This is a genomic window from Streptomyces nigra, from assembly GCF_003074055.1.
GTDB classification, from domain to species: domain Bacteria; phylum Actinomycetota; class Actinomycetes; order Streptomycetales; family Streptomycetaceae; genus Streptomyces; species Streptomyces nigra.
The window spans coordinates 1,303,975-1,316,830 of sequence record NZ_CP029043.1 but is presented as its reverse complement, the minus strand read 5'-3'; the positions used below and the strand labels follow the sequence as shown (position 1 = coordinate 1,316,830).

Annotated in this window: 10 protein-coding genes; 6 read left to right on the top strand and 4 right to left on the bottom strand. The window is 74.6% G+C overall.

Going from position 1 to position 12,856, the window contains the following annotated elements; genetic code table 11:
• Positions 1-58 precede the first annotated feature (58 nt).
• Entirely contained in the window at positions 59-982 is a 924-nt protein-coding gene (locus tag DC008_RS06110; protein WP_108706053.1) for a LysR family transcriptional regulator, read from the top strand.
• A gap of 460 nt (positions 983-1,442) precedes the next feature.
• Here the strand turns inward: DC008_RS06110 and DC008_RS06105 are convergent, their stop codons facing one another.
• The 3 genes from DC008_RS06105 to DC008_RS06095 form a co-directional block, all read right to left on the bottom strand.
• On the bottom strand, positions 1,443-2,114 hold the full coding sequence (locus DC008_RS06105; protein WP_208646101.1) for a gamma-glutamyl-gamma-aminobutyrate hydrolase family protein: 672 nt from the start codon (positions 2,112-2,114) through the stop codon (positions 1,443-1,445).
• Between the two features lie 41 nt (positions 2,115-2,155).
• Positions 2,156-3,601, bottom strand: coding sequence for an ethanolamine permease (gene eat / locus DC008_RS06100; RefSeq protein WP_108706052.1), 1,446 nt, complete (start codon positions 3,599-3,601; stop codon positions 2,156-2,158).
• 216 nt (positions 3,602-3,817) lie between these two features.
• Positions 3,818-4,564 (bottom strand): FadR/GntR family transcriptional regulator, encoded by a 747-nt coding sequence (locus tag DC008_RS06095; RefSeq protein WP_108706051.1) that lies wholly within the window; start codon positions 4,562-4,564, stop codon positions 3,818-3,820.
• An 86-nt stretch (positions 4,565-4,650) separates the two neighbouring features.
• Between DC008_RS06095 and DC008_RS06090 the strand changes: the two genes are divergently transcribed.
• From DC008_RS06090 to DC008_RS06080, 3 genes are read left to right on the top strand one after another with little or no spacing between them, the layout of a single operon-like run.
• Positions 4,651-6,009, top strand: coding sequence for a glutamine synthetase family protein (locus DC008_RS06090; protein WP_108706050.1), 1,359 nt, complete (start codon positions 4,651-4,653; stop codon positions 6,007-6,009).
• Positions 6,010-6,017: 8 nt separating this feature from the next.
• Positions 6,018-7,427 carry an aldehyde dehydrogenase family protein gene (locus DC008_RS06085; RefSeq protein ID WP_108706049.1) on the top strand — a complete coding sequence of 470 codons (1,410 nt, stop codon included), beginning with the start codon at positions 6,018-6,020 and terminating at the stop codon, positions 7,425-7,427.
• Entirely contained in the window at positions 7,424-8,206 is a 783-nt protein-coding gene (locus DC008_RS06080) for a 3-oxoacyl-ACP reductase (protein ID WP_108706048.1), read from the top strand. The genes DC008_RS06085 and DC008_RS06080 overlap by 4 nt, the downstream gene beginning before the upstream one ends.
• 45 nt (positions 8,207-8,251) lie before the next feature.
• Here DC008_RS06080 and DC008_RS06075 read toward each other — a convergent pair whose 3' ends face one another.
• Complete coding sequence (locus DC008_RS06075) at positions 8,252-9,454, bottom strand: amino acid deaminase/aldolase (RefSeq protein WP_108706047.1); 1,203 nt, start codon at positions 9,452-9,454, stop codon at positions 8,252-8,254.
• A 1,257-nt stretch (positions 9,455-10,711) separates the two neighbouring features.
• Between DC008_RS06075 and DC008_RS06070 the strand changes: the two genes are divergently transcribed.
• Together DC008_RS06070 and mycP are read left to right on the top strand one after the other, a co-directional pair.
• Positions 10,712-11,629 carry a hypothetical protein gene (locus tag DC008_RS06070; RefSeq protein WP_108706046.1) on the top strand — a complete coding sequence of 306 codons (918 nt, stop codon included), beginning with the start codon at positions 10,712-10,714 and terminating at the stop codon, positions 11,627-11,629.
• A complete protein-coding gene (gene mycP, locus DC008_RS06065; protein ID WP_108706045.1) occupies positions 11,626-12,855 on the top strand; it encodes a type VII secretion-associated serine protease mycosin in 1,230 nt (409 codons plus the stop codon). The genes DC008_RS06070 and mycP overlap by 4 nt, the downstream gene beginning before the upstream one ends.
• Position 12,856 lies beyond the last annotated feature (1 nt).

Here is a 12,856-nt window from a genome sequence, read left to right as displayed (position 1 = left end):
GGGGCGCCGCGGACCGCCCGCCAGGGAGTCCCTTCCTATGGCGACATAAACTGACCTTATGAGCGAGGAGGCGGAGCAGCGGTTCCGCGCCGGATCCGTGGCGCACCGCGTCCCCGATCTGGGCGCGATGGAGCTGCTGCTGGCGGTGGCACGACTGGGCAGTCTGGGCGGGGCGGCGCGGGAGCTGGGCATCACCCAGCCGGCGGCGAGCAGCCGGATCCGTTCCATGGAACGCCAGTTGGGGGTCGCGCTGGTGGACCGGTCGCCGCGCGGCTCACGGCTGACCGACGCGGGGGCGCTGGTCACGGACTGGGCGCGGCGGGTCGTGGAGGCGGCGGAGGCGTTCGACGCCGGGGCGCAGGCGCTGCGGGTGCGGCGGGACTCACGGCTGCGGGTCGCGGCGAGCATGACCATCGCGGAGTATCTGCTGCCGGGCTGGCTGCTCGCGCTGCGCGCCCAGCGGCCGGACACCGCGGTGTCCCTGCACGCCGGGAACTCGGCGGCGGTCGCGGAGCGGCTGCTGTCCGGCGAGGCGGACCTGGGGTTCGTGGAGGGGCTGACCGTGCCGACCGGGCTGGACTCCGTGGTCATCGCCCACGACAGCCTGATCGTGGTGACCGCGCCGGGGCACGCCTGGTCGCGGCGGCGCCGGCCGCTGGACGCGACGGAGCTGGCGGCGACCCCGCTGATCCTGCGCGAGAAGGGCTCGGGCACCCGGCAGGTCCTGGACGCGGCACTGGGCGGACTGGCCCGGCCGCTGATCGAACTGTCCTCCACCACGGCCGTGAAGGCGGCCGCCGTGAGCGGCGCCGGTCCCGCCGTCCTCAGCGAACTCGCCGTCGGCGAGGAACTGTCCATGCGCCGCCTGGTCGCCATCCCGCTGGCCGCTGTCTCCCTGGCCCGCGACCTCCGCGCGGTCTGGCCCACGGGCCACCGCCCGGTGGGCCCGGCGCGGGAACTGCTGTCGCTGACGCGGGGGTGAGGGGGGCTCCGCCGGGTGGAGCGGAGGTCTGCGGTGCGAGGCCGGCCCTCGAGCGCTCCGGGCTGGATCAGCGCCCGGCCCGTAGACGGGGGTGCGGTGAGGCGGACGCTTGCCGCCGGCTCGACGGGGACAGTCGGGCACACCCGGGGGCCGGGTACGGGGCGCCCCGGTGGGACGGTCGCCGGATCGGTCGCCCGGGTCCCGCGTGGGTGCGGCCGGTGGGCCGCCCGCGGAACGGCCGAGCGCTGTCGGCTCGCGGAGATGGGCGGCGCCCACGGACCCGGCGCGGCGGTGGGGCGGTCGCCGGATCGGTCGCCCGGGTCCCGCGTGGGTGCGGCCGGTGGGCCGCCCGCGGAACGGCCGAGCGCTGTCGGCTCGCGGAGAGGGGCGGCGCCCACGGACCCGGCGCGGCGATGGGGCGGGCGGCGGAACAGCCGGCCGGCGCCCGCGCCCCCGCGCGTCAGCCGCCCGCCGCCTGCACCAGGGCGCGCATCACGCGTACGTCCTCGCCCATTTCCGGGTGCCACTGGACGCCCAGGACCCAGGGGGACGAGGGGAGTTCGATCGCCTCCACCGTGCCGTCGGCCGCGTGGGCCGTGGGGATCAGGCCCTCGCCGAGCCGGTCGACGGCCTGGTGGTGGTAGGTGGGGACGGTCGTCTCCTCCGGGACCGCGGCGGCGTACAGGGTGCCGGGCACCGGCTTGACGGGGTGGCCGCCGAAGACGCCGACGACCTCCGCGTGCCCGTCGAGGTGCTGGACGAGCGTCCCGCCGCGGGCGACGTTCAGCAGCTGCATGCCCCGGCAGATGCCGAGCAGTGGGACGCCCGCCGCCAGGGCCGCGTCGATCAGGGCCAGCTCCCAGACGTCCCGGTCCGGCGCCGGCGGCCCGCTGCGCGGGTCGCGCTCGGCGCCGTACCGGACCGGGTCGACGTCCGGGCCGCCCGCGACGACCAGCCCGTCCAGCCGGGCCACGGCCGCCGCCGCGTGCTCCGGGTCGTCCGGCGGCAGCATCGCGGCCAGGCCGCCCGCCCGCTGCACCAGGCGCGGGTAGCCGACCGGCAGCAGGGCTGCCTCCAGCTCCCACACGCCCCAGCGCGCGCCCGCCTCCAGATAGGTGCTGACCCCGATCAACGGCCTGCTCACGACCGCTCCTTCCCGCTGTGCCGTGCTCCTCAGTCCCGCGTCAACTCTGCCTCGGCCGCCGCCAGCGCCGCGAACTCCTCCTCCGGCGCCTTCGCCACCAGATGCTTGCGGCTGTACAGGCCGAAGTAGGCCACGGCCACCGCGTACACCGCGAGTGCGATGAACGCCGCCGTCACGTCCACCAGGAACGTCGCCACCAGCGCCGCGCACGCCAGCACCAGCGCCACCGAGGAGGTCAGCACGCCGCCCGGCGTCCGGTACGGCCGCGGCAGCTCCGGTTCGCGGCGGCGCAGCACGATGTGCGACAGGGACATCAGCGCGTACGAGATCGTCGCGCCGAAGACGGCGATGTTCAGCATCCGGGCGCCGTTGCCGGACGCCGCCGCCAGCAGGAAGCCGATGCTGCCGGGCACGATCAGGCCCAGGTACGGAGCCTTGCGGCGGCTGGTCAGGGACAGGAACCGGGGCAGATAGCCGGCGCGGGACAGCGCGAACAGCTGCCGCGACCCGGCGTAGATCAGGGAGAAGAAGGACGCCACCAGCCCGGCCAGACCGGCGTAGTTGACGATCCGGCTCAGCACGGTGGCCTCGCAGTCCGGCTGCAGGGCCTCGACCAGCGGGTTGCCCGCGTCCTGGACGGCGGACGAGCCGCGCGCCCCGGCCGCCGCGAAGAACGTCACCACGGCGAGGACCACGAGCACGCCCATCGACCAGCGGATCGCCCGGGGCAGCGTGCGGGCCGGGTCCTTCGTCTCCTCGGCGGCCAGCGGCACACCCTCCACGCCCAGGAAGAACCACATGCCGAAGGGGAAGGCCGCCCAGATCCCGAGCAGACCGAACGGCAGCCATGAACTCGACCCGGCGGCCGAGGTGTCCACGGGGATGTCGTCCAGCGAACCGAGGGAGAACTCGGGCAGTGCCGACAGGGCGAACACGATCAGGGCCGCCACCGCGATACCGGTGACGACGAAGCTGAACCGCAGGGCCTCGCCGACGCCCCACAGATGGATGCCGAGGAAGATCGCGAAGCACACCAGATACAGCGGCCACCCCGACTCCAGGCCGAACAGGCCGAGGGACTCGACGTAGTCGCCGATGAAGATGACGATCGCGGCGGGCGCGAGGACGTACTCGATGAGGATGGCCGTACCGGTGAGGAAGCCGCCCCACGGGCCGAGCGCGCGGCGGGCGAAGCCGTAGCCGCCGCCCGCCGTCGGCAGGATCGAGGACAGCTCGGCGAGCGCGAACACCATGCACGCGTACATCGCGCCCATGAGCACCATGGCGATCGCCAGGCCGCCGAAGCCGCCCTCCGCCAGGCCGAAGTTCCAGCCGGAGTAGTCACCGGAGACGACATAGGCGACTCCGAGACCGGTCAGCAGCACCCAGCCGGCGCTGCCGCGGCGCAGCGCCCTGCGGCTGAGATAGTCGTCCGCCTCCGCGGCGGACGGGGTGTCGGTGGATTCCTGGGACATGTGCGGACTCCCCACGGGGCGACGGGCACGGGCTGTTCCGGGCACGGTGGGGTCGACCGGGCTCCGGCGCAATGAAATGGATCCATACCTTTGCGGTCGCCGTCCCGCAAGGCAAGACCCGTGCGTTAATCGCCCGTAAATCCTTCCCCGCCCGCCCCCGGTCACGCCCGGCCGGTTCTCCTTGTCCGTCCTCCGTTACGTCAGGGGCGGTGCCCCTCAGCCGAGGAAGCCGCGCAGCAGGGCCGCCGTGCCCGCGCAGTGCTCACGCATGATCTCCCGCGCCTCATCGGCGTTCCCCTCGATCACGGCCTCCACCACCGCGGTGTGCTGGCGCTGCGAGTGCTCCAGGTTGCGCACCAGCAGCGGGATGCAGTCCAGCAGGTCGTTGACGCTCGCGCGGACCGCCGCGTACTGCGCGGTCAGTGTGGGGGAGCCGGACAGCTCGGCCAGCGTCAGATGCAGCAGGGTGTCCAGTCGCCGGTACTCGCTCAGCGGCGCGTCGTGCGTGCGCGCCAGCGCCTCGCGCAGCCGGTCCGCCTGTCGTTCGTCCAGCCCGTGCGCGGCGCACAGCCCGGCCGCGCCCACCTCCAGCACCTCGCGGAAGCGCAGCGCGTCCTCCACGTCGACGTCCTTCAGCCGGCGCCGCAGCTCCTCCTCGCCGGGCGTCTCGGTGCGCGGCAGCACGAACGTGCCGCCGTACCGGCCGCGCCGCGACTCGACCAGGCCCTGGTCCTGGAGCACCTTCAGCACCTCGCGCAGCGTCACCCGGCTGATCCCCAGCCGCTCCGCCAGCTCCCGCTCCGCCGGCAGCCGCTCCCCGCCCGGCACCAGGCCCAGCCGGACCACCTGGAGGATCTGCTCCAGGGCCTCCTCGAAGCCGTTGCCGGCCCGCACCGGCCGCAGGACCGACGTCAGCCGGTCGGCGGCCCCGGGCGCCCCGTGCCCCGTGTCCGTCCGCGACATGTCACCGGACCCCCTTCCCAATCAATGGTCCTGCGCAATACCTTATGGCTCCCGGCTGACCGAAGTAGCCGAATGGAGGCTCTCCCGTGGCAGACCGCACACCCCCGCTGAGCGTCGAGGAGCTGCGCGCCCTCGTCGCCGGCGGTGAGATCGACACTGTCGTCCTGGCCTTCCCCGACATGCAAGGCCGGCTCCAGGGCAAGCGGTTCGCCGCCCGCTTCTTCCTCGACGAGGTCCTGCACCACGGCACCGAGGGCTGCAACTACCTGCTCGCCGTCGACACCGAGATGAACACCGTCGACGGCTACGCCATGTCCTCCTGGGACCGCGGCTACGGCGACTTCGCCATGCACCCCGACCTCAGCACCCTGCGCCGCGTCCCCTGGAACGCCGGCACCGCGATGCTCATCGCCGACCTCGCGTGGGAGGACGGCTCACCCGTGGCCGCCGCGCCCCGCCAGATCCTGCGCCGCCAGCTGGAGCGCCTCGCCGAGCTCGGCTACACGGCGAACGTCGGCACCGAGCTGGAGTTCATCGTCTTCAAGGACACCTACGAGCAGGCCTGGGACGCCGGCTACCGGGACCTCACCCCGGCGAACCAGTACAACATCGACTACTCGGTGCTGGGCACCGGCCGTATCGAGCCCCTGCTGCGCCGCATCCGCAACGAGATGGCGGCCGCCGGGCTCACCGTCGAGTCCGCCAAGGGCGAGTGCAACCCCGGCCAGCACGAGATCGTGTTCCGCTACGACGAGGCCCTCGTCACCTGCGACCAGCACGCCGTCTACAAGACCGGCGCCAAGGAGATCGCCGCCCAGGAGGGCGTCTCCATCACCTTCATGGCCAAGTACAACGAGCGCGAGGGCAACTCCTGCCACATCCACCTCTCGCTCACCGACACCGGCGGCGACAGCGTGATGGCCGGACCCGACGGCATGTCTGAGGTCATGCGGCACTTCCTGGCCGGCCAGCTCGCCGCCCTGCGCGACTTCTCCCTGCTGTACGCGCCCAACATCAACTCCTACAAGCGGTTCGCGCCCGGCTCCTTCGCGCCGACCGCCGTCGCCTGGGGCCGCGACAACCGCACCTGCGCCCTGCGCGTCGTCGGCCACGGCCGCTCCCTGCGCTTCGAGAACCGGCTCCCCGGCGGCGACGTCAACCCGCACCTCGCCGTCGCCGGACTCGTCGCCGCCGGCCTGTACGGCATCGAGCACAAGCTCGAACTGCCCGAGCCCTGCCCCGGGAACGCCTACACCGCCGACTACGAGCACGTCCCCACCACGCTGCGCGAGGCCGCCGAACTCTGGGAGAACAGCCCGATCGCCAAGGCCGCCTTCGGCGACGAGGTCGTCGCCCACTACCGCAACATGGCGCGCGGCGAACTCGACGCGTTCGACGCCGCGGTGACCGACTGGGAGCTGCGCCGCTCCTTCGAACGCATGTGAGGCCCTTCTTGTCCGACCAGCTCCAGGCATCAGACCGGCTCCAGGCATCAGACCAGCTCCAGGTACTGAACCCGGCCACCGAAGAGGTCGTCGCCACCGTCCCGGCCGCGAGCGCGGCAGACGTGGACGCGGCCGTCGTACGCGCCACGAAGGCGCAGGCCCGATGGTCCGCCCTCGCCCCCGGCGAACGCGCCCGCCTGCTGCGCCGGTTCGCCGTCACCGTCGACGACCACCTCGAGGAACTCGCCCGACTGGAGGTCCGCGAGGCCGGGCACACCCTCGGCAACGCCCGCTGGGAGGCGGGCAACGTCCGCGATCTGCTCGAGTACGCGGCCGGGGGAGTGGAGCGGCTCACCGGCCGGCAGATCCCGGTCGCCGGCGGCCTGAACGTGACGATCCACGAACCGCTCGGTGTCGTCGCCGTCATCGCCCCCTGGAACTTCCCCATGCCGATCGCCGCCTGGGGCACCGCCCCCGCGCTCGCGGCCGGCAACGCGGTCCTGCTCAAGCCCGCCGAGACGACCCCGCTGACCGCCCTGCGCCTGGCCGAACTCGCCCTGGAGGCCGGGCTGCCGGAGGGGCTGTTCCAGGTCCTGCCCGGCCACGGCCCGGTCACCGGCGACGCCCTGGTCACCCACCCCGGCGTCGCGAAGATCGTGTTCACCGGCTCCACCGCCGTCGGCAAGCAGATCCTCGCCAAGGGCTCCGCCCAGCTCAAGCGCGTCACCCTCGAACTCGGCGGCAAGAGCCCCAACATCGTCTTCGCCGACGCCGACCTCGAAGCCGCCGCGGCCGCCGCGCCCCTGTCCTTCCTCGACAACTCCGGTCAGGACTGCTGCGCCCGCACCCGCATCCTCGTCCAGCGCTCCGTCCACGACCGCTTCCTGGAGCTCCTGGCCCCCGCGATCGAGGCCGTGACGGTCGGCGACCCGGCCGACGAGCAGACCCAGATGGGCCCGCTGATCTCCCGCGCCCAGCTCGACCGGGTCCGCTCCTACGTCGACCCGAAGGCGCCCGGCATCCGCGGCACGGCGCCCGAGGGGCCCGGCTTCTGGTACCCGCCGACCGTCCTCACCGGCGTCGACCCGGCGGCACGGGTGGCCGTCGAGGAGGTCTTCGGACCCGTCGCCGTGGTCCTGCCCTTCGACGACGAGGCGGACGCCGTGCGCCTCGCCAACGCCACCGACTACGGCCTGTCCGGCTCCCTGTGGACCCGCGACGTCGGCCGCGCCCTGCGCGTCTCCCAGGCCGTCCGCGCCGGCAACCTGTCCGTCAACTCCCACTCCAGCGTCCGCTACTGGACCCCGTTCGGCGGGTTCAAGCAGTCCGGCATCGGCCGTGAACTGGGACCGGACGCCCTGAGCGCCTTCACCGAGACCAAGAACGTCTTCATCAGCACGGAGGGTCCCGCACAGTGACCGAAGCAATCGTGTGCCGTCGCCTCGCCGGCCGTACGGCCGTCATCACCGGAGCCGGCAGCGGCATCGGCCTCGCCACCGCCCGCCGGCTCGCCTCCGAAGGCGCGCACGTCGTCTGCGGCGACGTCGACGAACAGCGCGGCAAGGCCGCCGCCGAGGAGGTCGGCGGGATCTACGTCGAGGTCGACGTCACCGACCCCGAGCAGGTCGAGGCGCTGTTCAAGACCGCGTACGACACCTACGGCAGCGTCGACATCGCCTTCAACAACGCCGGGATCTCGCCGCCCGACGACGACTCCATCCTGGAGACCGGCCTGGAGGCGTGGAAGCGGGTCCAGGAGGTCAACCTCACCTCCGTCTACCTGTGCTGCAAGGCCGCCATCCCGTACATGCGGCGCCAGGGCAAGGGCTCCATCATCAACACCGCGTCCTTCGTGGCACGGATGGGCGCCGCCACCTCGCAGATCTCGTACACGGCCTCCAAGGGCGGTGTACTGGCCATGTCGCGGGAACTGGGCGTGCAGTTCGCCCGGGACGGCATCCGCGTCAACGCCCTGTGCCCCGGACCGGTCAACACCCCGCTGCTGCAGGAGCTGTTCGCCAAGGACCCGGAGCGCGCCGCCCGGCGCCTCGTGCACATCCCCGTCGGCCGGTTCGCCGAGGCCGAGGAGATCGCCGCCGCCGTCGCCTTTCTGGCCAGCGACGACTCCTCCTTCGTCAACGCCACCGACTTCCTGGTCGACGGCGGGATCGCCGGGGCGTACGTCACGCCGCTCTAGGCCGTGTCCGGCCGGAGGGGAGTGTCCCTTCCGGCCGGTGCCCGGCTACAGGAAGGTGTGGCCCTCGCCCCGGTACGTCGGCACGGTGTCCGTCACCCGGTCGCCGCGGACGAGATGCAGCGCGTCGAACCGCTCGCACAGCTCACCGGCCTTGGCGTGCCGGAACCACACCTTGTCCCCGAGCAGCAGATCGTCCGCCGGGGAACCCAGCAGCGGGGTCTGCACCTCGCCGGGGCCCTCCTGAGGGTCGTACCGCAGGCCCTCCGGCAGATACGGCACCGGCAGCCGGTCCTTGCCCGCGACACCCGAGGCGGGGTAGCCGCCGCCGAGCACGGTCACCACACCGACCCCCGGCCTGCGCACCACCGGCTGCGCGAACAGCGCCGCCGGACGCCCGTCGAACGACGTGTAGTTGTCGAACAGACGCGGCACGTACAGGCCCGAACCGGCGCCGATCTCGGTGACGCACTCCTCGGCCGCGGTGAACTGGACGCTTCCCGTCCCGCCGCCGTTCACGAACCGCAGCTCCGGCACCACGGCCCGGACCGCCCGCACCACGGCGGCCCGCCGCTCCGCCAGCTCCTTACGGGCCGTGGCCTGCATCAGCCGGACGGCACGCGAGCGCAGCGGACGCCCCGGCACGGAGTCCCCGACCCCGGCGACATGCCCCTCGTACGCCATGATCCCGACCACCTCGAATCCCGGGCGGCGGGCCACCGCGCGGGCCATGTCGGCGACCTGTGCGGGGGAGTGCAGCGGCGACCTGCGGGCCCCGACCCGCACCCGGCCGCCGAACAGCCGCAGCGAGGTGTCCAACTCCAGGCACACCCGCACCACTTCACGGCCGCCCGCGCGGGACTCGTCGATCAGCCGCAGCTGCGCCGGGTCGTCGATCATCACGGTGACCGCCGCCGCGAGCTTGGGATCGCTCGTCAGCTCGGCGAAGGCGGCCCGGTCGGCGGACGGATAGGCCAGCAGGACGTCGTCGAAACCGGACCGCGCCAGCCACAGGGACTCGGCGAGGGTGAAAGACATGATCCCCGCGAAGCCGTCCTTCGCGAGGACGCGTTCGAGCAGCGCCCGGCAGCGCACGGACTTGCTCGCGACCCGGATCGGCTTGCCGCCGGCCCGGCGGAGCATGTCGTCCGCGTTGGCGTCGAAGGCGTCCAGGTCCACGATCGCGAGAGGGGCGTCGAGATGGGCGGTGGCCCGGTCGTAACGGGCCCGGTCGGCGGCGCGCGCAGTCATGAACGAAGCCTGCCAGACCGGATTACCGCAGGGTAGGGGGACGTTCCGGGCAGATGTGCACGGGGTCGCGGACTGGTTCCCGCTCGCCCGGCATCAACCCGTAGAGTGACGCGCACGCAAGGGGAACGCCACCGGTCGCGCACCGCGCCGGGATGACGCTCCCCGGGTGCGGGTATGCGTGCCTGGTCGGAGAAGTCCGCCGGGCGCACCGGCACCGGGGACGACGGCCCGTGGACGAGGACGGGCCCGGACACGAGGAAACGGGGGGTGCATGAGCACGGAAGCGCGCCGCGCCCCGATCCCACCGCGCCCCGCCACACCCCCACCCCCGGCGGCCCCGCCACCCCCGGCCACCCCGCCCCGCCCCACGAACCCCCGGAACCGCCGAGCACCGCCCCCGCGCCCCCGTCGGCGCCCCAGCCGCCCCTCGACGCCCCGCCGCCGCCCCGGGCATCGGCCCGCTTCCCGGACACCCCGCCTACGGCGGGCCGCCAGGACGCGCCCCAGAGCGCTCCGGCGAGCCCGACCCCGGGCCAGGACGCCCAGCCGTCCAATGGGGCGAGCACGGCCGCGCGCCGGGACCGGCCGTCGGCTGCGCCCTCGGCCGGTGGGTACCCCGGTGCCGCCCCGGGCCAGGACGCTCAGCCCTCCGACGGAGCGAGCACGGCCCCGCGCCGGGACCGGCCGTCGGCTGCGCCCTCGGCCGGGGGCTACCCTGGCACGGCCCCGCGGCAGGACGCTCAGCCCTCCAACGGGGCGAGCACGGCCCCGCGCCAAGGTCGGCCGTCGGCTGCGCCCTCGGCGGGTGGGTACCCCGGTGCCGCCCCGCGTCCGGACGCCCAGCCCATCGGCGGGGGTTACCCGAGTACGGCGGCACGCTCGGACGCCCCGTCGGCGTCTGCCCCACAGGCCCCCTCGCGCCCTGGCGCCGGCAGCCCGCTGCCCGCCGAGCGCGGCGGTCCGGACCGTGCCACCCTCCGGCCCCCGGCGCCCCGGCACCCCGAGCCAGGCCCCCAGGCGCGCCGCGCCCCCGCCGAGACGTCTGCCGAGACCACGTTCCGGCTGCGGCCGATCCCCGGCGAGCCGCCGGCCCCCGGCACGCCTGCGCCTGCCCGGCCGGGCACACCCTCGGCCGCCGCGCCCACCCGGCCGGGTACCGCCTCGACGCCCCCCGGCGCATCCGCCCGGCCCGGCACCACTCCGCCGTCCGGCGCCCCCAGCGGGTTCGGCGCGCCCCCCGCGCCGCCGCAGAACCCCATGCCGCCGCAGAACCCCGCACCCGCTCCCGGCCACGCCCCCTTCCCGCCCGACCCCTCGCTCTCCTGGAGCGCCCCCACACCTCCGCCCCCCGGGCGGCCCGTCGTGTCGTTCGGGGAGCCCGAGGGGTACGACGCGGGGACCCGCCCGCGTCCCCTCGGCGGCCTGCGGCTCCGGCCGCGGATCGCCCTCGCCGCCGCCTGTGGCGTCCTCGGACTCGGGCTGATCGGCGGTGCCCTGACCGGTAGCTGGCTGGTCGGCGAGCCCGGCGGCGGCGACCAGGGCACTTTCGCCACGGCCGGAACGCTGTGGCACAGCATCCCCGTCGACCGTCTCTTCCCGCCCACCGTGGACGGCAAGGGCGCCGGCCCCGGCGGCGCCGATCGGACCTGGACGCGGATCGCCGTGGCCCCCGACACCGGATGCGCGGACGCCCTCGACCCGCTGCTGCGCAAGGCCCTCGCCCCGGCCGGCTGCCGGCGCCTGCTGCGCGCCACCTACATCGACGCCACCCAGAGTCATGTCACCACCGTCGGCCTGCTGTTCACCAAGGCCGACGCCGCGACGATGCGCGCGCTCGACGCCCGCTTCGCCCGCGACGGCCTCGACCGACGAGCCGACCTCGTGCCCCGCCCCTACGCCCCCAAGGGCACCCTGGCCGCCGGGTTCGGCGACGCCCAGCGGGCCGCCTGGACCATCTCCGTGCTCACCGACGCGCCCGTCGTCGTCTACGCCGTCTCCGGCTGGGCCGACGACCGCGTGGTCGCCCGGCCCGAGCCCGCCGAGGAGGCCATGCGCTCCGGCGCCACCTCCGCCGTCGCCCAGACCGGACTCGGCCACGAGGCGCGGGGCCTCGCCGACCGCGTCGAACGCTCCCTGCGCAGAAACGTCGGCCCGTCCGCGGAGCCCTCGTCATGACCGCCCCCCTGAACAAACCGGCGCCCGCCGCCGTGACCAGAGCCGTGAAAACCTTCCCGACCCGGCGCACCGGCCCCCTCGCGGCCCTGCTCGGCGCCTGCCTGGCCGTCCTGCCCGCCACCCCCGCGCACGCCGACTCCATACGCGCCCAGCAGTGGGCCCTGGAGGCCATGCACACCCAGGAGGCCTGGCGCACCACCAAGGGCGCCGGCGTCACCGTCGCCGTCCTCGACACCGGCGTGGACGAAGACCACCCGGACCTGGCGGGCAACGTCCTCGCCGGCAAGGACATGGTCGGCTTCGGCGCCGAGCGCGGTGACCGCGCCTGGGCCCGGCACGGCACCGCGATGGCCGGCATCATCGCCGGTCACGGCCACGGCGAGGGCAACGGCGACGGCGTCCTGGGCATCGCCCCACAGGCCAAGATCCTCCCCGTGCGGGTCATCCTGGAGGACGGCGACTCCGCCCGTGCCAAGGCCCGCAACACCCGGGGCAACGCCCTCGCCGAAGGCATCCGCTGGGCCGCCGACCACGGCGCCGACGTCATCAACCTCTCGCTCGGCGACGACTCCAAGTCCGCCCACCCCGAGGCCGGCGAGGACGAGGCCGTCCAGTACGCGCTGAGCAAGGGCGCCGTCGTCGTCGCCTCGGCGGGCAACGGCGGCGAGAAGGGCGACCACATCTCCTATCCGGCCGCCTACCCGGGCGTCATCGCCGCGACCGCCGTCGATCGCTACGGCACCCGCGCCTCCTTCTCCACCCGCCGCTGGTACGCCACCGTCAGCGCGCCCGGCGACAAGGTCGTCATCGCCGACCCCGACCGCAAGTACTACGAGGGCTGGGGCACCAGCGCGGCGGCCGCCTTCGTCTCCGGCGCGGCCGCCCTGATCAAGGCCGCCCACCCGGACCTGACCCCCGCCCAGGTCAAGAAGCTCCTCGAGGACACGGCCCGCAACGCGCCCGCCTCCGGCCGCGACGACTCCCGCGGCTACGGCTTCGTCGACCCGGCCGCGGCCCTCGCGAAGGCGGACCGGCTGAAGGCCCGGCAGCTGAAGCCGGTCGCGCACAGCGAGGAGTACTTCGGCCCGGGCCCGGACGCCGCCGCCACCGACGACGGCCCGGCGGGCTGGACGGCCTGGCTCGCGGGCGGCGCCGGAGCCCTCCTCCTCGCCGCGTCCGTCGCCGTCTGGCGAGGCCGCCGCGGCCGCTTCGGACTCGGCGCCTGAC

Bases quoted from the DNA above. Each gene is read 5' to 3' on its own strand.
- DC008_RS06110 (WP_108706053.1), top strand. From the start codon at position 59: ATGAGCGAGGAGGCGGAGCAGCGGTTCCGCGCCGGATCCGTGGCGCAC.
- eat (WP_108706052.1), bottom strand. From the start codon at position 3,601: ATGTCCCAGGAATCCACCGACACCCCGTCCGCCGCGGAGGCGGACGAC.
- DC008_RS06095 (WP_108706051.1), bottom strand. From the start codon at position 4,564: ATGTCGCGGACGGACACGGGGCACGGGGCGCCCGGGGCCGCCGACCGG.
- DC008_RS06075 (WP_108706047.1), bottom strand. From the start codon at position 9,454: ATGACTGCGCGCGCCGCCGACCGGGCCCGTTACGACCGGGCCACCGCC.
- DC008_RS06070 (WP_108706046.1), top strand. From the start codon at position 10,712: ATGCCGCCGCAGAACCCCGCACCCGCTCCCGGCCACGCCCCCTTCCCG.
- mycP (WP_108706045.1), top strand. From the start codon at position 11,626: ATGACCGCCCCCCTGAACAAACCGGCGCCCGCCGCCGTGACCAGAGCC.